Raw genomic sequence first — 23,141 nt, 5'->3', positions numbered from 1 at the left:
CGTCGGCGTGGACTAGTCGGCGAAATGCGGAATGAGACTGTCCGCCATGAACACCGCTCCGGCCTGGGTCGGGTGCCAGGCCATGAGCACGTCCGCGGCACCGTCCTGTTCCCCCGAGACGAACCTGGAACCCACCGGGCTGCAGGTCGAGTTTCCCTCCGCGGCGGCCCGCAGGTCAACGAAATCCGCCCCGTGCTGCTGCGCCGCCAGTGCCATCGTCTCGCTGATGTACGCTTCCACCGCGTCGAGGTCGGGATCGTACACGGGCAGAGAGACCCCCTGGACGGGGCCGGCGGTGCGGCAGACATAGGGTCCGACAGTGCTGGGCAGGTAGCTGGACATCACCAGACGTGCACCGGGGGCGGTGGCACGGATGATCCCGACGGCGGTCGACACATTGGCGAGCACGATGTCGCGGCGTCCCTCCAGGTCGTCGACGGTTCCGCCACGCACGGCGTCCTGGTGAGCGAAGTCATTTCCTCCGACAGACAGGAAGACCGTTCCTGTGTCCTGACCGAGATCGCCTGCGACGAGCGACTCCTTGACACGGTCGAGCAGACTGGCGGAGGTGGCTCCGCCACAGCTCCAGTCGTGGACTGTGACGCCGGTCCGTTCTTCGGCGAGGCGGGGCCAGTTGTGCTCGGACTGCGCACAGGGCCTCTGCAGGGCAGGTGCGTCCGGGGTGGAGTAGTAGGAGTCCCCGAAAACCACGACACTCCGGTGCCCGCCCGAGGCCGCCCCCGACAGTGAGACCATGGTCAGGCCGGACGCCACGACAACACCGATCCCGGTCAGGGCGAGCAGACTGCGCGTGACGATGCGGGTTCCTCTGCCGGTGGGACGGCGGTGCCGGTGGTTCCGGGCCGTCCCGCCGGAGCGGGGATGACGTGCATGCATGCTCAGCGGTGCTTTCTGGGGTGACTGCGGGTAGTTCCGGGAAGCCCGGCGGTGTCAGGCGGGTCGGTGACTGTCCACGATCTCTGCCCCTGTGTTCCCTGTACGGGGGGGGAGCAGGGGCACCGGACTGATACGGGATCATACTGCACGTTCCGGCTGGAGACGGTAGCGTCTTGTCCGGCGGCCACACGGTGCGACAACCGGCGGTCGACCGGCCGGATCTGCAGGCAGTGGACGGTCCGGTTTCGTCCGGGACCGGTGAGGGCGGTCCCGGTGCGGTTGTGGCGCAGGGGGCAGTCCCGGGACCTGTAAGGAGAGGACCGGGAAAGTGTGCGTCGGTGCATGTCGGGGGAAAAAGTTGCCACCGACTACTCAGCTACCCCCGTAAGGGGTCGGAGGGGCATAACGTTCGCGGCCTCCGAAATGTTTCACTGAGGTGACCCCCGGGTTTTCCGGGGGCCGCCGGGCATACCTGTCCCTGACGTGGTGTCGTTCGTGTCACTGCAGTTCACAGGTGATGTGGTGATCTATGCTGCGCCCTTCTGTGGCAGGATCTGTCGCGTCCTGACAGTGCCGGGAGAGGATGAAATCACCCCCGCTTTTCACACTGAAAGTATTGTGCAACCATGCCCGTCAGGTTAGTCTGACTCGCGCAACGATAAAGCACCTACCTTAAGGAATGAACAGATGTTCCCTGCTCTTACCCAGTTCTTCGGCGACCTGACCATCACGATTGCCCCCAGCTTCACCTCTTCGGTGAGCTTCCTCAACGACCTGCTCACCATCACCGTCGGTGCGTAGTCTTCTGTTCTGACTCTTTATCGCAGGAGCCACGGTCCTTTCGGGGACCGTGGCTCTTCTGTGTTCCGGATTGTTCCCGATTGTTCCCGATTTTTCGGTCTTTCCGGCTTTTTGACGACTCTCCCGGCACTCTCTGCCGACCCTGATGCGGATGCTGATACGGATGCTGATGCTGATGCGGACTGCGGCGGGTGCGGAGCCGGATGACGGCTCCGGTAGGTGCCCGGCCGGGTGCGGGGGCGGTCGCAGCACCGCCTTCGGGGGGGCTGGCGCGCAGATACAACTGATGGGATGTGCAGAAGAGGATCCGCAGAAAAAGAAAAACCCCGGTTCAGTGAACCGGGGTTTTGTGTATGGCGGAGGATAGGGGATTTGAACCCCTGTGGGATGTGACTCCCTCACGCGTTCCAGGCGTGTGACATAGGCCGCTAGTCGAATCCTCCGCCGCCAAATATACACACGAGGTCGAGTCGGACACAAAGTGGCAGGTCGGGACGACTTTGCCGGGTTTCGTCCCGTGCCGTCCCCCACTGGTCCATGACCGGAGTGCCTCGGTTTCGGCACACCGGGTATGTCCTCCGGGTGCCCGGCGGAAGCCGTTCCGGTGGGGAGGCAGGGTCCGGGGTGCGGCGTCCTCCCCCTGTGTACGTCAACGGGAGCACAGGTTCTTTGTCGGCCGGGTGATCCTGGGCTACCATGGTCCACGGATCTCACGTGGCGTGAATCCTGCGAACTCCCCCAGGGCAGGAATGCAGCAAGGGTAAGCGGGCTCTGGCGGGTGCGTGGGGTCCGTCTATTTTTCAGGACCATCTGCCGGGCCCTGTCTGCCGGGCCCTGTCTTCTGGGGGCCCAACGGCCCGGAAGTTGCCGGGGCGCCGGGAGTGAGGGCGGGAATGCGGAATGTGGCGGGGACCCCACTGACACGGAAGGCACGGCACACTAGACTTGCCGACGGAAAACAACCGGCGGAAACAACCTGTTCCGTGAACGTCTAGGAGGTCCTGCGGGACTATGAAGCTGACCGAAGCAAACACCGACCGACTGCTCGCTCTCAAGGACGAGGTCACCGCGTCCTACGGGGAGCTGAAGGCCCGCAACCTCAGCCTGAACCTGACCCGTGGAAAGCCCTCCTCCGAACAGCTCGACCTGGGCGAGTCCCTGCTCGCACTACCCGGAGAAGGCGACCACACCCTTGCCGACGGCAGCGACGTCCGCAACTACGGCGGCGGCGACGGCATCCGGGAGATCCGGGAACTGTGGGCGGATGTCCTCGGTATTCCTGCGGACCTGGTCATCGCGGGAGACTCCTCCAGCCTGAACATCATGTTCGACCTCATCTCGTGGTCCCACACCTTCGGGAACAATGATTCGGAACGTCCCTGGTCGGCCGAGGAGAAGGTTCGCTGGATCTGCCCGGTTCCCGGCTACGACCGTCACTTCTCGATCACTGAGACGTTCGGCTACGAGATGGTCACCGTCCCGATGAACGAGGACGGACCTGACATGGACGCCGTCCGCGAACTGGTCAAGGACCCGCTGGTCAAGGGGATGTGGATTGTCCCGGTCTTCTCCAACCCGACCGGATTCACCGTGTCCGCGGAGGTCGCCCGCGAGCTGGCCGCGATGGAGACCGCAGCCCCCGACTTCCGTGTGGTCTGGGACAACGCCTACGCGGTCCACACCCTGACCGACGAGTTCCCGGAGATCCTGGACATCGTGGGCCTCGCCGCGGAGGAGGGGAACCCCAACCGGTTCTGGGCGATGTCCTCGACCTCGAAGATCACCCTGGCGGGAGCCGGAGTGGCTTTCCTCAACACCTCGGAGGAGAACCTGGCCTGGTACCGGCGGATCGCCGGGGTCCGTGGAATCGGGCCGAACAAGGTCAACCAGCTCGCCCACGTGCGGTACTTCGGGGACGCCGACGGTGTGCGTTCGGTCATGCGGAAGCACGCGGGGATCCTGGGCCCCAAGTTCCGTGCCGTCACCGAGATCCTGGAGCGCCGGCTCGGAGGCCTGGGAGTGGCCGAGTGGACCCGACCCGAAGGCGGCTACTTCATTTCTGTCGACGTCGTCGACGGAACAGCCCGCCGGGTGGTGGAACTGGCCAAGGACGCCGGGATTGCACTCACCGCGGCCGGCTCCGCATTCCCGCTGAAGAATGACCCGAACGACCGGAATCTGCGGCTCGCGCCGTCCCTGCCTCCGCAGGAGGAGGTCGAAGTCGCCATGGACGGTGTCGCCACCTGCATGCTTCTCGCTGCGGTGGAGGCTGCCGAAGCGGTCGGTGCTACCGGGTCGGCTGCAGCACAGCCGGCGTCGAAGTAGGGTCCGGGCCGTGAACCTCCAGGAGACGACAGTCTGGGTGGGTGACCTCCTGCCCGCGCCGCCACGGATAACGACACGGCGGGTGAACCAGGGGTTCCCGGAGTTCACGGTCGCTGATGTCGCGGTCGGCGGTGCCGGCGAGGACGGCGCGGTCGGCGGTGCGTCACCGGCGCCGGCGGACGCACAGCCTGCGGAAACTGTCGCCGTCACCCTCGACGCGGCAAGGATCGACCCTGGTCTGGTCACGGACGACGGTTCCGACCTGCGGGTCGAGCTGATCACGGTGACGTCAGGGCATTCCCGCGCGGCCGCGGACCTGGTCACCGCCGCGGCCACGATGATCGCGCAGGATCCCCACCAGAGGCCGCCCCGGCCCGGGCTGATTCTCCCGGACCTGGGCTGGCACGTGGACGAGAAGATGACGGCGAAACACGGTCTGCTTGTCCCCCCGTTCCTGTGGGAGGACGGCGTCCCCCACGTCCACGAGGTGGATTTCGGGGGCCGTCACGGTGGGGGAGGCCACCATGACTGGACTCATCCGGGCCGGATGACGGTTGTCGCCCAGCTGGTGATGCTCACCGACGCGGAGTACGCCACGGCCACAGGGCAGGGGCTCGGTGCCGTCCAGCGGCAGTTGACCGAGGCGGAGGTCAACCTCAACGACGTCTGGCGGTGAGCCCGGCCGCGACGTGCCGGTGTCCCGGGGAGTGGTTCCGTGGGGGACCGGTTTCATGGCTGCGGTCGGTGCGCGTCTGAGGTTCCGGTGCCCCTTGTACTCTGGTGCCCGTGGCTCTCTACAGGAAGTACCGGCCGGCGACTTTCGCCGAGGTGGTCGGGCAGGAACATGTGACCGTACCGCTGTGCACCTCGCTGGACAGCGGGAGGATCAACCACGCGTACCTGTTCTCCGGCCCGCGCGGCTGCGGCAAGACCTCCTCGGCGCGGATCCTGGCCCGCTCGCTGAACTGTGTCGAAGGGCCGACATCCACGCCCTGCGGGGTGTGTGACTCGTGCGTCGCCCTGGCTCCCGGCGGGCCGGGGACTCTTGACGTCACGGAGCTGGACGCTGCCACCCACAACGGTGTCGATGACATGCGTGAGCTCAGGGACAGGGCCTTCTATGCTCCGGCGGAGTCGAGGTACCGGGTCTTCATCATCGATGAGGCGCACATGATCTCCTCGGCGGGGTTCAATGCGCTCCTGAAGATCGTGGAGGAACCGCCGGAGCACCTCATCTTCATTTTCGCGACCACCGAGCCGGAGAAGCTTCTGCCGACGATCCGGTCGCGGACGCACAACTACCCGTTCCGTCTCCTCACACCCCCCACCATGCGGAGCCTTCTGGAGAAGATCTGCGGTGAAGAAGGTGTGGAGGTTGAGGACGCCGTGTACCCGCTGGTCATACGCGCCGGCGGGGGCTCTCCCCGTGACTCTCTCTCGGTCATGGACCAGCTTCTGGCGGGTGCGGGACCCGAAGGGGTGACCTACCGGAGAGCGGTTGCGTTGCTGGGCGTCACCGATTCTGCACTGATCGACCGGGCGGTCGATGCTCTCGCCGACTCTGACCAGGCGGGACTGTTCTCCGTGGTCAGCGATGTCATCGATGCTGGGCATGACCCGAGGAGGTTCGCGACCGATCTGCTCGACAGGTTCCGCGACCTGCTGGTCGTCCAGGCGGTTCCGGACGCATTCGAATCGGGCCTGGTGGACGCCCCGGCCGACCTGCGGGAGACTCTCACCCGCCAGGCCGAGGAACTGGGGACCGCGACATTGACCAGGTGCGCGACCCTCGTCAACGAGGGGCTGATGCAGATGCGCGGGGCAACCTCGCCCCGGCTGCTGCTGGAGATCCTCTGTGCACGGATGGCGTTGCCGGCTGCCGGGATGACTCTGGAGAACCTTGCCCAGCGGGTCGAGGCACTGGAGTCCGGGCAGCGTGCGCCCCAGCTGAACGACCGGGCCCCGGGTCCCGGTGACGGGAGCACCGCCGGCGGACCTGCACGCTACGTGCGCAAGTCCCGGCGCCGGCAGGACGAGGGTCAGGACGGCCGGGGCAGCGATGCCGTGGTGGTTCCTCCCACAGAGCCTGTGATGGCGTCCCCGACCCCTGAGGCCGCAGGGGAGGCGACTGTGGCCCGGCCTCCGGCTGCTGAACAGGATGCGAGCCCGGTTTCGGACTCCGTTCCGGACACGGCTCCGGGCCAGTCACCGATCCAGTCGCCGAACCAGTCTCTGGGCCAGGCTCCGGTGGAAGCTTCGGCCACCGGCGACCTTATGACGGAGGCAGAGCGCGCCAGGGAGATCATGCGCAGGAACCGGCGCCGGGCGGCAGAGGACGCTGCGCCGGTCCGGACTCCCGACGTGGCCCAGAATAAGGCCCAGAATGAGGCCCGCGATGATGCCCAGAATGTGGTCCGGAATGAGGTCCCGGGTCCGGAGGAGTCTCCGGTCCCCGGGACCGCCCGCAATGAGGCACCGACTACGGCCCCTGCTGCCCCCTCGACTGAACCGGCACCTGCCTCCGTGCCTGACCCGGCCCTGTCACCGTCTCAGGAGGCGGTGAACCGGTGGGCGGATGTTCTCGAAGCAGTGCGTGCCACGGACCTGAGTGCGTGGATCGCCGCCCGTGACGCCACCCCGTCACCGGGTGAACCCACCTCCGACGGGACAGCCGTCGTCGTGCTCCACCACCACACCGGGGCGCTCGCCAACTTCATCAACGACCCTGCCCACGCCGAAGCCTATGCTTCAGCGGCAGGCCAGGTCACGGGCTTCCCCGTCACAGTCCGGGCGGTCGTGGGTGGCCAGGTGAATCCGGGGCCGTCGGGTTCCGTGCCCAGGCAGGCTGCACCGCGGACCCCGGTTCCGGAGGCCCCCGGGGACGACGGCGAGCCCACTGATCCTGTGGAGCCGCCGGGAAAAGCTGAAGCGGCCGCCGCCGAAGGCGCGGAGCCGCATCAACCCGCACAGAGGGTGGCAGACCTGCCTCCGGCACAGGTCGGGGACTACGAAGCCGTGCGGACAGCTGCGGAAGATCCCGGGCTCGGCCGTTCCGGTAGTCACACACCGGAGTCCGCCCCCGTCGATCCGGTGTCCGTCGCGCTCGCCCGGGCACGGGGACACTCCCCGTTGGTCTCCGGGACCACCTCCCCGGCAGCTCAGGACACCGGCCGCCCTGAAAACTCCGGCCCTGAAACTGCGGGCCCTGAAACTGCGGGCCCGGTGTCGTCAGGCCCAGCGTCCGGGAGCCCGGCGTCCTCCGGGACTGTCCGGAAGGCGACGGCCACTGCGACGCCTGCCGTCACCGGCACGACGTCCGTGAGCGCTACCGCAGATCCCGGTGAAGGGCAGGAACTCACCGGGTGGAGAGCCCGCATGGCAAGAACCGGAAGGACGCGGACGGCGGCGCAGGAGGCCGCGGACAACGGCTTCAACGGTATCCCGCTTCCCGACGAACCGTCCGAACCTTGGGACGACGGTCCCGGTGCCCCGGCCCACGCCGATCCCGGTGCCGGTGGACCCGACCCTTACGACCAGCGTGCTGAGGCCGAGGAGGCCCTTGCACAGCTCGACGACAGGACGCCGGGACACCTGGACCACCGGTCCGCCCTGGAAATCGCGGGCGAACTGCTCGAGAAGCATCTCGGCGCAGAGCGGACCCGCTGACCCGGGTCGGTAGACTCGTCCCCTGAAAGAACCTCGAACGCGCCGGAAGACGACCGACACGACCACTGAAAGGACATACAGTGCCCCAGCCCGACATGAACCAGATCATGGCCCAGGCCCAGCAGATGCAGCAGAAGCTCCAGGAGGCCCAGGCCGAGATCGTGGCGTCCACGGTCGAAGGGTCCGCGGGCAATGGACTCGTGACCGTCACCATCACCGGAGCCGGTGAAGTCCAGAGCGTCACCATCGACCCGAAGGTCGTCGACCCTGAAGACGTCGACACTCTCCAGGACCTGCTGGTCGGCGCATTCCAGGCCGCCAACGACAACCTCCAGAAGCTCTCGCAGGAGAAGATGGGCCCGCTGTCCCAGGGCCTCGGCGGCTTCGGATTCTAGGGGAACCGCCTTGTACGAGGGTCCTCTCCAGGACGTCATCGACGAATTCTCCCGCCTGCCCGGGGTCGGGCCGAAAAGCGCGCAGAGAATCGCCTTCCACCTGCTCCAGGCCGATCCCCGGGACGTCGACCGGCTCGCCTCCGCCCTGAACCGGCTCCAGCAGGGGGTGCACTTCTGCCGGATCTGCAACAACATCTCCTCCGAGGACGTCTGCCGGATCTGTGCGGACTCCTCCCGTGACGCCACCACCGTGTGCGTCGTCGAGGAATCGAAGGACATCCAGGTCATCGAACGAACCGGGGAGTACAAGGGCCGCTACCACGTCCTCGGTGGTGCACTGGACCCGCTCAACGGCGTCGGCCCCAAGGAACTCAACGTCACCACTCTGGTGCAACGTATCGGGGGCAGGGTCGACGACGTGCCGTCCGCGGACGGGACCCTCCCTGAACCTCCGGTGATCGGGGAGGTCATCATCGCCACCGACCCGAACACGGAAGGGGAGGCCACGGCGTCCTACCTGGGACGCCTCCTGAAGGACTTTCCAGGTCTGACGGTGTCCCGGCTCGCATCAGGCATCCCCATGGGAGGAGACCTCGAGTTCGTCGACGAACTGACCCTCTCCAGGGCCTTCGAAGGACGCACGCCGGTGCGGTGACATCGGCCGTCCGACCTGCGCACCGATGCCTGTGAGGGCACACTGGACCATGTGAACACCTCCGGAACCACGAGCTGGCGCACGCTGCGCCGTACCGCCGATCTGCCGGAAGTGCCCTGGGCCAACGGCCGGGGCACGACGGTCGAACTCATATCACCCGACGAGAGTTCCCTTTTCTACAGCCGCAGCTTCCCGGTCGACGGCCGGTGGAGGCTGAGTATGGCGTCCCTCGACGAGCCCGGGCCCTACTCCCGGCTGCCGGACAAGGACCGGGTCCACGTGCCGCTCGCCGGGATCGGACTGACAGTCGACGGTGAACTCCACACCATTCCCGCCTGCACACCGTTCACCTTCGACGGAGGTGCCCGCACCGAGCTGACCGTGCTTCCGGTGCCCACCAGGGCGGTGAACCTCGTCGTCGACCGGGACAGTCCCGCCGCCGGACGACTCGACATCCGGGTTGTGGACGCCGGGACGCCGGTCCCGAACGCCCTGGCGGCGGTCGCCCTCGACGGCTCCGACGACCTGCTGGTCCCCTACGTCCCCGACGTGGGTGAGGTCCGGATATCGGCTGCGGACACCCGGTTGGTGGCCGTAGTCTGGAAGCCATGGGCCTCATCAGGGACAGAGAAGTGACAGTTGACCGGTCGAAGACCCGGGCGGTGGTGTGGGCCACCGTCTTCGGAGGGGCGGGGGTCCTGCACTTCACGGCCCGCCGGTTCTACGACGCCATCGTGCCGGCACAGCTTCCGGGGCCTGCCAGGTACTGGACCTGGGGAAGCGCCGTGGCCGAGTTCGGGCTGGCCGCGGCGATCGCGTCGCCGGGGACGCGGGAGAAGGCGGCGGTCCCCGCCGCACTGTTCCTGGCAGGCGTGCTCCCGGCAAACGTGAAGATGGCACTGGACTGGCAGAGGGACCCGCGTAAGTCACCTCTGCTCCGCGCCGGCGGGTGGGTGCGCGTCGTCGGTCAGGTACCGATGATCATGTCGGTGCTGCGGTTGAGGGGGCAGGGCAGGTAGTCCGGACGGGGGTCCGGTGTGCAGGGGGGAGATCTGACGGGTGAACCCCGATTCATCGGTATGTTTTTAAACATGTCACGATACAGTGACGCAGATCACATTTGTGTGGTCTGACCACTCCGGGGCGGGGGTAGGACAGGTAACTCACAGACAAGTAGCCGGTTCGGCGGCAAAACCGCCATGATCCTGCGACAGCGCCACTGACGAGGACTTCCCGTGAGGTGACCGTGACAGGTTGAACGGGGGGTGTTTTTGTTATGGCGACAGTAGGGACCGGTCGAGCACGGGCGGGGCACGCCTACCGTGTGTCCTCGTTCGCGTGGGAACCGTTCCCGCGCAGTTGATCCACGAACACGACAGGACAGACGATCCAAGATCCCTCTGTCTGCCCGAAAGGAGCCCGATGCCGTCCAGCATCCTCGTGGCGAACCGCGGCGAAATTGCCGCACGAGTCGTCCGGACCGCCCGTGACCTCGGCCTGCACTCAGTGGCCGTCTACTCCGACCAGGACATCGAGTCCCCGGCCGTGGTGCTGGCGGACGAGGCCTACGCACTGGAAGGCACCACCCTCCAGGAGACCTACCTCGACGTCAGCAAGATCATCGACATCGCGAAACGCGCCGGCGCCGATGCAGTGCACCCCGGCTACGGGTTCCTCTCCGAAGTGCCGGAGGCGGCCCGCGCCGTCGAGGACGCGGGCCTGACCTGGATCGGCCCCTCCGCCGACACCATCAGCCAGCTCGGCGACAAGATCAGCGCACGCCGGGTCGCTGTCGCGGCCGGCGTCTCCCCGGTCCCCGGAACCGTCGACCCCGTCTCCGACATGTCCGAGGTCGAGGCGTTCATCGCCGAACACGGTTTCCCCGTGGTGCTCAAGCGGTCCGACGGTGGTGGAGGCCGTGGCATCGAGGTCATGCGGGACGAGAAGGACGTGAAAAACTTCGCCGCAGGTCATGCCATGGCGGGCGGCGACCTCGGCAAATTCTTCATCGAGAAGTTCATCACCTCCGGTCGGCACATCGAGACCCAGTGCATGAGGGACTCCCACGGGAACTTCGCGGTGGTCACCACCCGGGACTGTTCCGTGCAGCGACGCAACCAGAAAGTCATCGAGGAGGCACCTGCCCCCTTCCTCCCCGACGGGGCGGCAGACACCCTCACCCGCTGGTCGAAGGCACTGTTCGACCACACCGGCTACGTCGGACTGGGCACCTGCGAATTCATGCTCGCCGACGACGGTGAGCTGTACTTCCTGGAGGTCAACCCCCGACTGCAGGTCGAGCACACCGTCTCCGAGGAGGTCACCGGCCTCGATCTCGTCGAGGCGCAGATCACCGTCGCCGGCGGAGGCAGCATCCCCGAGGTCCCCGCGGTGCGGGGACACTCCATCGAACTCCGGTTGACCTCGGAGGACCCCGCCAACGACCTGGCCCCGGCCGCCGGCAAGATCAGTGAACTCACCTGGCCGGCAGGGCACGGGGTCCGCATCGAGACCGGTGTACGCCTCGGAGACACCGTCTCCCCGGAGTTCGACTCGATGATCGCGAAGCTCATCGTCACCGGGCCTACGCGCGAACGCGCGGTCGCCCGGGCCCGCCGCGCGCTCGGCGAACTGGAGATCAAGGGCATCGCCACCGTCACCCCGCTGCTCGACCTGGTCCTGGCGCACCCGGACTTCGACGCCACCAACGACCACGGTGACCTGCAGGTACGGACACGGTGGCTCGAGACGAAGTTCATCCCGGAACTCACCGAACAGGAGTGGGCGAAGCTCGGGAAGAAGGCCGACGGTACAGAATCGGGCACAACTTCCTCCGGAGACGGCGTCGGCGGCGCCATCGCCGAAGCACTGCGCACCTTCACCGCCCAGATCGACGGACGCCGCCACCGGATCACCCTGCCCGAAGGACTCGCCTCCCTGGCCGGATTCAGCGCGATGATGCACTCCGGTCTCGACACACTGGGAGACTCGCTCGGGGAACTGGGCAACACCGCACGCCGTCGCGTCCAGCCCCTGCGCGGATCCCGTCGCAGGAAGAACCGTGACTCCCAGAACAACCCGGCCGCAGGGGAGGGCCTCACCGCAGAGGGGGCACTGCTTGCACCGATGCAGGCCATCGTCGTACGCACCGGAGCCGAGCCCGGGTCCCACGTCAACGAAGGGGATGTCGTCATCGTCCTCGAAGCCATGAAAATGGAGAAGTACATCCACGCTCCCGCGTCAGGCGTCCTCACCTCCATCGACGTCGAGATCGGGCAGAACGTCCCGGCCGGCACCCCTCTGCTGCACATAGACACCGCGGCAGAGGCCACCAGCGACACCACCGAGGAGGCGTAGATGACCACCGCACAGCGAACCCCCGTCGACTACACCGCACTGGCCGCCGCCGCCGACGAGAAAGCGAAGAAGTTCCAGCACGCGAAAGGCAAGCTCACCGCCCGCGAGCGCATCGAACTGCTCTGCGACGAAGGCTCCTTCGTCGAGCACGGCCGCTTCTTCGGCGGCGACCCCGCCGCAGGCTTCCTCGGATCCGCCGTCGCCACCGGTTTCGGCACCGTGGGAGGACGCCCCGTCGCCGTCTACTCCCAGGACTTCTCCGTCCGCGGAGGCACCCTCGGCAAAGTCGAGGGGGAGAAGATCACCGACCTCATCGAACGCGCAGTCCAGCAGGGTGTGCCCTGCTTCGCACTCCTGGACTCCGGCGGGGCCCGCATCCAGGAAGGCGTCGGTGGACTGTCCATGTACGGACGCATCTTCCGCGCCTCCTGCCGCGCCTCCGGCTTCATCCCGCAGATCTCCCTCATCCTCGGACCCTGTGCCGGCGGAGCCGTGTACTCGCCGGCCATGACCGACTTCGTCATCATGACCCGGGAGAACGCCCACATGTTCGTCACCGGCCCTGACGTCGTCCGTGCGGTCACCGGTGAGGAGATCAGCCTCGACGACCTCGGTGGCGCGGAAATGCACAACAGCGTCTCCGGTGTGGCGCACTACCTCGCCGAGGACGAGGAGGACGCCATCGACTACGCCCGCAGCCTGCTGGACTACCTTCCCCAGAACTGCAACGACGAGCAGGCCTGCTACGCGTACACGGCCACACCCGAGGACGTCGAGTCCGCGATGGGGGTGGGGGACATCATCCCCGACGACCCACGTATGCCCTACGACGTCGTGGAGGTCATCGAGGCGCTCGTCGACCACGGCGAGTTCGTGGAGGTCCAGGAGCACTGGGCGAAATCGATCGTGATCGGTTTCGCCTGCATCGAGGGCCGACCCGTCGGCGTCGTCGCCAACCAGCCGATGCACAATGCGGGCACCCTCGACGTCGAAGCCTCCGAGAAGGCAGCACGTTTCGTACGCTGCTGTGACGCCTTCGGACTCCCCGTCATCACACTCGTCGACGTCCCCGGCTACCTTCCCGGAGCCGAACAGGAGCGCGCAGGAATCATCCGCCGGGGTGCGAAGGTCATCTACGCCTACGGCAACGCCACGGTCCCGATGATCACCGTCATCACCCGCAAATCCTACGGCGGTGCCTACATCGTCATGGGTTCGAAGGGCATCGGCGCGGACTACGCCTACGCCTGGCCCAGGGCGGAGATCGCGGTGATGGGTGCCGACGGCGCGGTCAACATCCTCAACCGCCGGGACATCGCCGCCGCCCCCGAAGAGGAGCGCGTCGATGTCGCCCGGAAGCTCGCCGACGACTACGCGGCAGAGAACATCAACCCGAACTTCTCGGTGGAGACCGGCGAGCTCGACGGCATCGTCCAGCCGATCGACACCCGCGACACCATCGCCGCGGCACTGCGGGCACTGCGCACCAAGCACCGCGACCTCAACCGGTTCAAGTTCCACTCCAACGGGCCCCTGTGACGGGACCCGTCACCACAACAGACAATCCCCCGTCACTGACCCTCTGAAAAGGACATCATGACCCACACCAGCTTCCTCTCCCGGCTCAACTCCGAGTCCGAGGAGAAGGTCACCCTGCTCTTCGGCGGCCAGGCCACCCCGTGGCGCGCCGGACTGACCGCCGTCTCCGAGGACCCCGCCCTCGCCGACACCGTCAGGGCCGTCCTGGCGGAATCCGACACAATCCTCGCCCCCGTCGCAGCCCGGCTGACCGCCGCGACCGCCGGTGCCCTCACCTTCGAACGGCTCATCGGCGACGGTGCCGGGGGACCGGTCCCCGCCGCCCTCTCCGTACCGGGTATCGCACTCACCCAGCTCGGACAGGTCGTCGCCCTGAAGAACGCCGGCTACGACGCCGTGGCAGCCGTCGCAGAAAGCAGGGCCACCGCCCTCGGCCACTCCCAGGGCGTCCTCGGTGCCGCCCTGGTCGACAGTCGGGCAGGAGAATCCGCCGGAGACAACGGACACGCCGCACGAATCATCGCCGTCGCCAGGCTCATCGGGGCAGCAGCCTCACGTGCCACCCGTGCCCTCGGAGTGTCCGCAGGTGAAGCCACCCCCATGCTCTCGGTGCGTGGACTCGACCGCGCAACCCTCGACGCTGCACTCGCCGAAGTGGCGGAAGCCGCCGGAGGCGTCGGCACCGGAGCCCGGATCGCGATCCGCAACGGCCACCGCCGGTTCATCCTCTCCGGCACTCCCGAGGACCTCGGCGTCGTCGAGAAGACCATCGCCGTCCTCGCGGAGAAGGACGCCGCGGAGCTCGCGGCGAAGACCCGTGGCGGGGCACCTCTGTCTCCTGTCACCGAGTACCTCGACGTCACCGTGCCCTTCCACCACGAGATGATGGAACCGGCCGTCGCCCAGGCCGTCGAATGGGCGGAGAAATGCGGCCTCACCGGTGCCGGTGACCTGGCCCGTGCCGTGCTCACCGACCACGTCGACTGGGTCGACGGAATCACCGGTTCCCTGGCGTCCGGCACATCCTGGTTCCTCGACCTCGGCCCCGGTGACACGGTCACCAGAATCTCCGCAGGCCTGGTGGAAGGCTCCGGTGCCGGACTCGTTCGCGCCGGCACCCTGAACGACATCGACACCCTGGCAGCTCCCGGGGAGGACCCTGCGCGGACCGTCGACTGGTCCCGGTTCGCACCCCGGCTGCTCGACCTTCCCACCGGGCGCACCGTCGAGACGAAGTTCACCCGGCTGACCGGGCGGTCCCCGATCCTCCTGGCCGGGATGACACCGACCACCGTGGACCCCGAGATCGTCGCCGCCGCGGCCAACGCCGGATACTGGGCGGAGATGGCAGGCGGCGGGCAGGTGACCGCCGAAGTCTTCGACAAGAACCTGACCAAACTCAAGGGCCTGCTCGACCCGGGCCGGGCCGTCCAGTTCAACGCCATGTTCATGGACCGCTACCTCTGGAACCTGCACTTCGGTACCCAGAGGGTCGTGTCCAGGGCCCGGGAATCGGGCGCCCCGTTCGACGGCGTGGTCATCTCCGCAGGTATCCCCGAACCGGACGAAGCCCCTGAGGTCATCGGAGCGCTCCGAAGGTCAGGATTCTCCTACATCGCCTTCAAACCCGGCACCGTCGCGCAGATCCGCGCCGGACTGGCGATCGCCCGCCAGATCGAGGACACCGGCACCAGCATCATCCTCCAGGTCGAGGACGGTCACGCCGGCGGCCACCACTCCTGGGAGAACCTCGACGACCTGCTCACCGCCACCTACGCGGAGATCCGCCGGCAGCCCAACGTGGTGCTCTGTGTCGGCGGCGGCATCGGTACCCCCGAGAGGGCGGCAGACTACCTCACAGGCGGATGGTCCGAAGCACTCGGACTGCCCGCAATGCCGGTCGACGGCGTCCTCGTCGGCACCGCCGCCATGACCGCCAAGGAGGCCAAGACCACCCCGGAGATCAAGCAGCTCCTCGTCGACACGCCTGGTGTCGCCGACAGCACCGGGTCCGCGGCGACCGCCCCCAACGGCGGCTGGATCGCCCCGGGCCACACGGCCGGGGGTTCCACCTCAGGCCTGTCCCACCTGCGTGCCGACATCCACGAGATCGACAACTCCGCCGCGAAGTGCATGCGCCTGATCCAGGAGATCGGGTCCAACCTCGAGGCCGTCAACGCCCGCCGCGACGAGATCATCGCAGCCCTGAACAAGACCGCCAAGCCCTACTTCGGCGAACTCGAGGAGATGACCTACGCACAGGTCGTCCGCCGCTTCGCGGAACTGTCATTCCCCTGGGTCGACCCGTCCTGGCTGTCCCGCTTCCACCTGCTGCTGCAGCGTGTCGAGGCCCGGCTGTCCGACGTCGACCACGGCGAGGTCGTGACCCTGTTCCCGACTGAACAGGACGCCGCCGACCCGGACAAGGCCGTCAAGGCACTCGTGGCGGCGTACCCCGCCGCCGAGACCGACACCCTCACCCCGCTCGACACCGCCTGGTTCCTCGTCCTGTGCAGGAAGTTCCCGAAGCCGGTGGGCTTCGTCCCCGCCATCGACGAGGACCTCCTCGCCTGGTGGGGCAAGGACTGCCTGTGGCAGTCGCAGGATTCGCGCTACACCGCCGACCAGTGCCGGATCATTCCCGGCCCGGTGTCCGTCTCCGGGATCACTACGGTCGACGAACCCGTCGCCTCCATCCTGGGCCGCTTCGAGGCGGCCTGCCGGGACCGCATCACCGGTGGCTCGACGACCACGGGACGCCACGCCCTCGACGACGCCCCCGCCGAGGTCACCAGAGCATGGTCGCGGATCTCCGACGCCGACGACGTGGCGTCCTTCCTGAAATCCGCCCCGTACATCTCCTGGACCGGGCACCTCATGGACAACCCGGCCCACATCATCGACGAGGACCGCTACGAGCTCATCGTCACCGACGACGGAACCGGTGAGGGCTCCGACGGCACCGTCAAGGTCACCGTCGACCTCCATCTCGACACCTTCTGGGACGGGACCGCCGCCGGAGAAGGGGACTCTGAGGTCCACGCCGTCCGCCGCCTGCCCGTCCCCCTGATCCTCACCGACGCCGTGACCACCGGTGCACTGCCCGTCGTCGACGAGGAGAAGCTCCCTGAGACCATGTACGGGCTCCTCGCCGGCACTGCCGGTGTCGGCAATGTGTCCGTCACCGGTGACAGCATCGAGCACATGCCGGTGAAGAACGAGGGCTCGGAAACCGACGGGACCCCCTTCGGTACCTTCGACTACGTCTTCCACCTCACCCCGACCCTCGGCGCCGAGCACGCCGGCGTCACCGGGGCAGCCCTGCCCGACCTGTCTACGACAGGGTCGGGTTCCCGCTCCGACGAGCGTGCCACCATCGTCCCCGACGCCCTGCTGGGCACCTGTTGGCCGGCGATCTACGCGGCCCTGGGTTCCGCCACCGTCGATGACTATCCCGTGATCGAGGGACTGCTCAATGCCGTCCACCTCGACCACTCCGTCGCCCTCGAAGTTCCCGCCGAGGAACTGCAGGCTCGCGCGGCAGACGCGGTCGCAGCAGGAGGCCGCGGACTGGCCGTCACCGTGACCAGCTGGGCCGCGGGAATCGAGGAGTCCTCTTCAGGGCGGGTCGTCACCGTCCACCATGACATGCGCGACTCCGACGGGACACTGCTCGGCCGGCAGACGGAACGGTTCGCCATCCGGGGCCGTGCCTTCGGCACGACACCTCCGGCCGACCCCGCTCCCGCCGGAGGAATCGACCGGGAGATCACCGACACCCCGCGCTCGACCCTGCTGCGTACCCGTGTCAACGCCCCGCAGGAGATGACCCCGTTCGCCTGGGTCTCCGGGGACTTCAACCCGATCCACACCAGCCATGTCGCCGCCCGCGTCGCAGGCCTGCAGGCCCCTCTCGTCCACGGCATGTGGCTGTCCGCCACCGCCCAGCACGCCGCCTCCGCCGCCGGAACCGGACACCGGATCCTCGGCTGGACCTACCGCATGTTCGGCCTCGTCCAGCTGGGCGACCCGGTGGACATCCAGGTCGAACGTGTCGGCAGGGTCGCCGGTGGCGGCCTCCTCCTCGACGTCACCTGCCGGATCGGCGACGAACTCGTGTCCCAGGGCACAGCTGTCACCGCCGCCCCCGTCACCGCCTACGTCTACCCGGGCCAGGGCATCCAGGCCAAGGGAATGGGCCTTGACGAACGCGCCGCCTCGAAGGCGGCCGCCGACGTCTGGGACCGTGCCGACCGGCACACCCGGGAAGCCCTCGGTTTCTCCATCCTCACCGTCGTACGGGACAACCCGACCGACCTCACCGCCAACGGGGTGACCTACCACCATCCTGACGGTGTCCTGTATCTCACCCAGTTCACCCAGGTCGCCCTGGCGACCCTGGCCCTGGCACAGACGGCACGGCTGAGGGAGGCCGGCGCCCTGGTGGCGGACGCCTACTACGCCGGACACTCCCTCGGCGAGTACACCGCCCTGTCCGCCTACGCCGGGACCATCGACCTGGAGACTGTCCTGGAGGTCGTCTTCCACCGCGGTTCCACCATGCACCACCTCATCCCGCGCGACAGCGCGGGGCGCTCCAACTACCGCATGGGTGCCCTGCGGCCGAACCAGTTCGGCATCGACGACGACCACGTCGTCGAATACGTCGAGTCTGTCGCCCGGGCCTCCGGCGAGTTCCTGGAGATCGTGAACTTCAACCTCGCGGGCGAGCAGTACTCCGTCGCCGGCACCGTCGCAGGACTGAAGGCACTCGAAGCCGACGCCGCCCGACGTACCGCAGAACACGGTGGTCGTGGCTCCTTCATGCTGGTCCCCGGCATCGACGTGCCCTTCCACTCCCGTGTCCTGCACCCGGGAGTCCCCGACTTCCGGGAGAAGCTCGACGACCTGCTGCCGGAACTCATCAACTACCCGATCCTCGAGGGACGTTACATCCCGAACCTCGTGGCCCGGCCTTTCGAACTCACCGAGGACTTCGTCCGCTCCATCCTCGACGTCGTCCCCTCCGAACCTGCCCGTGACCTGCTCGACAACTGGGACGCCGCGGTCGCCGACGACGCCGCCCGGGCGAAGACCGCCCGCACCCTGTTCATCGAGCTGCTGTGCTGGCAGTTCGCGTCCCCGGTCCGCTGGATCGAGACCCAGGACCTCCTCTTCGCCCCCGACCGCCTCGACATCGACGAAGTCGTCGAGATCGGTCTCGGAGCTTCACCGACCCTGGCCAACCTGGCCACCAAGACCCTGAAGCTGCCGCGCTTCTCCGCCGCAGACGTCGCCGTGCGCAACGTCCAGCGTGACGAGAAGCTCGTCTACCACACTGACCAGCAGACCATCGACGCGCCGGCATACCCGGAGGAGCCGACAGCCGGCCGGGAACCCGTCGGAGACCCCGTGCTCGCCGCGGCTGAACCGTCCCCGGCAGCTCCCTCGGAGTCGGCACCGGAACCGTTGCCCGCCCCGGTCACGCAGGCCGCCGACCTGCCGACGGCCCCGGCCGCCCCTGCAGGCGCGGTCGAACGTCCCGCAGACCTGCCCTACCGGGCCTCCGACGCGATCCGCACTCTTCTGGCGTACGCGAACAAGCTGCGCCCGGACCAGATCGGCGGGGCAGACACCACGGGAACCCTGACCAACGGTGTGTCCAGCAGGCTCAACCAGCTGCTCATGGACATCTCCGCTGAGCTGGGTCTGTCCAGTGTCGAAGGTGCCGCCGAAGCTGACGTGGACACCCTCTCCGCGACCGTGGATGCCGCGGCACACAACTACAGTGCCTTCGGCCCCGTCCTCGGCGAAGCGGTGAAGGACCGTCTGCGCAAGCTCTTCGGAGCCGCAGGTGCCAAGGTCTCCACCGTGGAGGAACGCCTCACCGGAACCTGGGAGCTCGGCCCCGGCTGGGTCGACCACACCATCGCACAGATCCTCCTCGGATCCAGGGAAGGGGCGTCCTCCCGTGGCGGGGACCTCGCGACCCTGCCCACCTCCGCCACCACGATGAACGACGTCAACGCCATCATCGACGAGGCCGTGACCCAGGTCGGCACGGCCCACGGTATCCCGGTGGCCAAGCCCTCCGCCGGCGGTTCCGCAGGAGGCGGGACCGTGGACTCCGCCGCACTCGACGCCTTCGCCGCCGAGGTCACCGGTGAGGAAGGCGTCCTGGCCACCACCGCCCGACACATCCTCGACGCCCTCGGCATCGACGTCCCCACCTCCGCACCACTGTCCGACCCTGACGCGGACGAGACGGCCGCCGTCCTGGAGGCGGTCTCCGCCGAACTCGGTGCCAACTGGCCGTCCACTGTCGCCCCGGTCTTCGACGCCCGCCGGGCCGTGCTCGTCGATGACCGTTGGGCCACCGCCCGCGAGGACATCGCCAGACTGGCCAACGGTGAGGAACTCGCCGACACGGTGACCTTCCGCGGCACCGGTGAGACCGTGGCCGTCCACGCAGGCTACCGGGCAGACGCCGCAGACAGGAACGGGGACACCGACCTCGCCGCCCGCTTCCGCGCGATCGCGGAGGAGGCGCGCTCCACCGACACCGGCAGGTTCGCGGGCAAGGTCGCCGTCGTCACCGGCGTCACCCCCGCCTCCATCGCCGGGGGAGTGGTCGGCGACCTGCTCAGCGAGGGCGCGACCGTGGTCATGACCGCCTCCCGCATCAGTTCGGCACGGCTGGAGTTCGTCAAGAAGCTCTACCGTGAGCATGCCACCGCGTCCGCCGCCGTCTGGCTGGTCCCGGCGAACCTCTCCTCCTACCGTGACATTGACGCCCTGGTGGAGTGGATCGGCTCCGAGCAGACCGAGACCGTCGGCTCCGACCAGAAGCTCGTCAAACCTGCCCTGGTGCCCGACCTCTTCCTCCCCTTCGCCGCCCCGACCGTCTCCGGGACCGTCGAGGACGCCGGGAGCGACGCCGAGATCCAGGCCCGACTGCTGCTGTGGAGTGTCGAACGGTCCTTCACCGCCCTGTCCCGCATCGGACACGATGCTGACCTGGCGCACCGCCTGCATGTCATCCTGCCGGGTTCGCCCAACCGCGGAACCTTCGGCGGCGACGGTGCCTACGGTGAGGTGAAGGCCGCCTTCGACGCCGTCTGCAACAAGTGGTTCAACGAGCCCTGGGGTCAGCGTGTCACCATCGCCCACCCCCGGATCGGCTGGGTCTCGGGTACCGGACTCATGGGCGGCAACGACCCGCTGGTCGACGCCGCGGTCGAGGCAGGTGTCCACGTATGGACGCCGGCGGAGATTGCCGGGGAACTGCTCGCCCTGTGCTCCGACGAGGTCCGCACCCGCGCCCTCGACGGCCCGGTCGACGCCGACCTCACCGGAGGCCTCGGGAAGATCAACCTCGTGGAACTCCGGGAGAAGGCGCTCGCCGACGCCGCCCGCGACGCACAGGACACCGGCGACGAAACCCCCGCCAGCGCCACCGTCGACGCCCTGCCGTCCCCGGTCCGGGTCCGTCAGCCTGTCGGAGCCGACCATGCCGCCACCGACGACAACTGGGGCGAAGTCACCCGCAGTCTCGAGGACATGGTGGTCGTCGTCGGTCTCGGCGAAGTCAGCGCCTGGGGTTCCGGACGCACCCGCTTCGAAGCCGAACTGGGTATCAGGGCCGACGGTTCGGTGGACCTCTCCGCCGCCGGCGTCCTCGAACTTGCCTGGATGACCGGGCTTCTGACCTGGAACGACACTCCCGTCGCCGGATGGTACGACGTCGAGGGCAACATCGTCCCGGAGGAGGAGATCTACACCCGCTACCGGGACGAGGTCGTGGCGCGGGCAGGAGTCCGCACCTTCGTCGACGACGTCGCCGTCGACGACCTCCACACCCCCCAGGCCGTGGAGATCTTCCTCGACCAGGAGGTGACCTTCACCGTGGACACCGCCGAAGACGCGGCGTCCTTCGTCGACAACGACCCGGCGTTCACCCGGGCCAACCATGACCCGGAGACCGGCGAATGGTCCGTCACCCGCCTTCCGGGTGCACGTGCCAGGGTGCCGCGCCGTGCCACGCTGGCCCGCAAGGTCGGAGGCCAGTTCCCCACCGACTTCGATCCCGCACGCTGGGGGATCCCGGCGTCCATGATCGAATCCGTGGACCGGATCGCGGTGTGGAACCTGGTCACCGCGGTGGACGCCTACCTCTCCGCAGGCTTCACACCAGCAGAGATCCTGCAGGCCGTGCACCCCTCGGACGTGGCCATGACCCAGGGCACCGGATTCGGCGGCATGACCTCGATGCGGAAACTCTTCGTCGACAGGTTCCTTGAGGAGGACATCCCCTCGGACATCCTCCAGGAGACCCTGCCCAACGTGGTCGCCGCGCACACCATGCAGTCCTACATCGGCGGCTATGGTGCGATGATCCACCCGGTCGGGGCCTGCGCCACCGCCGCGGTATCCGTGGAGGAGGGCGTGGACAAGATCATGCTCGGCAAGGCGGACTTCGTCGTCGCAGGAGCGACCGACGACATCTCCGTCGAATCCGTCACCGGGTTCGCCAACATGAACGCGACCGCGGACTCCGACAAGATGGCGGCCAAGGGCATCAACGAGCGCTTCTACTCCCGGGCCAACGACCGCCGCCGCGGCGGCTTCGTCGAAGCCCAGGGCGGTGGAACGATCCTGCTGGCACGCGGTTCCGTCGCCGTCGAGATGGGTCTGCCGGTCCAGTCGGTGGTCGGCTTCGCGGCGTCCTACGCCGACGGTGCGCACACCTCGATCCCCGCTCCGGGGCAGGGTGCCCTGGCCGCGGGCAGGGGAGGGAAGAACTCCCGGTTGGCACGTGACCTGGCGTCGCTGGGAGTCACGGCGGATGACATTGCCGTGGTCTCCAAGCACGACACCTCCACCAACGCCAACGACCCGAACGAGTCGAAGCTGCACACCCGGCTGGCCCGCGCGCTGGGCCGTACGGAGGGCAACCCCCTCTACGTGGTGTCGCAGAAGACCCTCACCGGACACGCCAAGGGTGGTGCAGCTGTCTTCCAGACGGCCGGCCTGAACGACATGTTCCGGACCTCGACCATCCCGGCGAACCGTTCGCTGGACTGCGTCGACCCGGAGATGGCGTCCTCCCCGGACCTGGTGTGGCTGCGGGAACCCCTGAAGCTGTCCCGGACGGTCAAGGCCGGACTGCTCACCTCGCTGGGCTTCGGTCACGTCTCCGCCCTGCTTGCGCTGGTGCACCCGGAGGCCTTCCGGATCGCCGTCGAACAGCAGCTCGGTGCCGACGCCGCCGAACAGTGGGTGGCGCGGGCCTCTGAACGGCTGCGGGCCGGTGTCCGACGCCGTGAGGCCGGGATGCTCGGACACAAGGCACTCTTCGAGGAGATCGACCACCGTCGCTTCGCCGAGGACGCCGACATCGACGAGGTCGAGCCGGCCATGCTGCTCGACCCGGCCGCCCGCGCCGGAGAGGACGGACTGTTCCGGTGAGTGACCCGGTAAACGGGGTGCGCCCCGCATCCTCCCCG

General features: G+C 67.9%; 11 protein-coding genes, 1 tRNA gene and 1 other RNA gene. 11 read left to right on the top strand and 2 right to left on the bottom strand.

The annotated features are described in order from the left end of the window. Nucleotides 1-12 precede the first annotated feature (12 nt). Together E0E18_RS06955 and E0E18_RS06950 are read right to left on the bottom strand one after the other, a co-directional pair. Complete coding sequence (locus tag E0E18_RS06955) at nucleotides 13-897, bottom strand: GDSL-type esterase/lipase family protein (protein WP_078057372.1); 885 nt, start codon at nucleotides 895-897, stop codon at nucleotides 13-15. A 1,155-nt stretch (nucleotides 898-2,052) separates the two neighbouring features. Beyond that, nucleotides 2,053-2,141: transfer RNA gene (locus tag E0E18_RS06950), tRNA-Ser, on the bottom strand. Nucleotides 2,142-2,399: 258 nt separating this feature from the next. Between E0E18_RS06950 and ffs the strand changes: the two genes are divergently transcribed. The 11 genes from ffs (at nucleotide 2,400) to E0E18_RS06895 (ending at nucleotide 23,103) form a co-directional block, all read left to right on the top strand. Further along, nucleotides 2,400-2,496: signal recognition particle sRNA small type (gene ffs, locus E0E18_RS06945), an RNA gene on the top strand. Nucleotides 2,497-2,709: 213 nt separating this feature from the next. Beyond that, a complete protein-coding gene (locus E0E18_RS06940; protein WP_110480953.1) occupies nucleotides 2,710-4,023 on the top strand; it encodes an aspartate aminotransferase type Ic in 1,314 nt (437 codons plus the stop codon). Nucleotides 4,024-4,033: 10 nt separating this feature from the next. Then, nucleotides 4,034-4,699 (top strand): hypothetical protein, encoded by a 666-nt coding sequence (locus E0E18_RS06935; protein WP_130839896.1) that lies wholly within the window; start codon nucleotides 4,034-4,036, stop codon nucleotides 4,697-4,699. A gap of 110 nt (nucleotides 4,700-4,809) precedes the next feature. Continuing rightward, nucleotides 4,810-7,689: a DNA polymerase III subunit gamma and tau gene (locus tag E0E18_RS06930; RefSeq protein WP_130839894.1), complete on the top strand. Its 2,880-nt coding sequence runs from the start codon at nucleotides 4,810-4,812 to the stop codon at nucleotides 7,687-7,689. An 80-nt stretch (nucleotides 7,690-7,769) separates the two neighbouring features. Further along, a complete protein-coding gene (locus tag E0E18_RS06925) occupies nucleotides 7,770-8,084 on the top strand; it encodes a YbaB/EbfC family nucleoid-associated protein (protein WP_066588170.1) in 315 nt (104 codons plus the stop codon). Between the two features lie 10 nt (nucleotides 8,085-8,094). Further along, nucleotides 8,095-8,739 (top strand): recombination mediator RecR, encoded by a 645-nt coding sequence (gene recR, locus E0E18_RS06920; protein WP_066588167.1) that lies wholly within the window; start codon nucleotides 8,095-8,097, stop codon nucleotides 8,737-8,739. A gap of 51 nt (nucleotides 8,740-8,790) precedes the next feature. Next, nucleotides 8,791-9,375, top strand: a complete 585-nt coding sequence (locus E0E18_RS06915) for a HutD family protein (protein ID WP_237559674.1) — start codon at nucleotides 8,791-8,793, stop codon at nucleotides 9,373-9,375. Then, entirely contained in the window at nucleotides 9,348-9,758 is a 411-nt protein-coding gene (locus E0E18_RS06910; RefSeq protein ID WP_078057371.1) for a DoxX family protein, read from the top strand. The genes E0E18_RS06915 and E0E18_RS06910 overlap by 28 nt, the downstream gene beginning before the upstream one ends. A gap of 403 nt (nucleotides 9,759-10,161) precedes the next feature. Then, complete coding sequence (locus tag E0E18_RS06905) at nucleotides 10,162-12,096, top strand: acetyl/propionyl/methylcrotonyl-CoA carboxylase subunit alpha (RefSeq protein ID WP_066588157.1); 1,935 nt, start codon at nucleotides 10,162-10,164, stop codon at nucleotides 12,094-12,096. Next, nucleotides 12,097-13,635: an acyl-CoA carboxylase subunit beta gene (locus tag E0E18_RS06900; protein WP_130839890.1), complete on the top strand. Its 1,539-nt coding sequence runs from the start codon at nucleotides 12,097-12,099 to the stop codon at nucleotides 13,633-13,635. A 57-nt stretch (nucleotides 13,636-13,692) separates the two neighbouring features. After that, complete coding sequence (locus tag E0E18_RS06895) at nucleotides 13,693-23,103, top strand: type I polyketide synthase (protein WP_130839888.1); 9,411 nt, start codon at nucleotides 13,693-13,695, stop codon at nucleotides 23,101-23,103. Nucleotides 23,104-23,141 lie beyond the last annotated feature (38 nt).

The organism is Corynebacterium neomassiliense, assembly GCF_900626215.1.
GTDB lineage: Bacteria > Actinomycetota > Actinomycetes > Mycobacteriales > Mycobacteriaceae > Corynebacterium > Corynebacterium neomassiliense.
The sequence above is the reverse complement of the archived record's forward strand: the minus strand, read 5'-3'. Positions and strand labels throughout refer to the sequence as shown.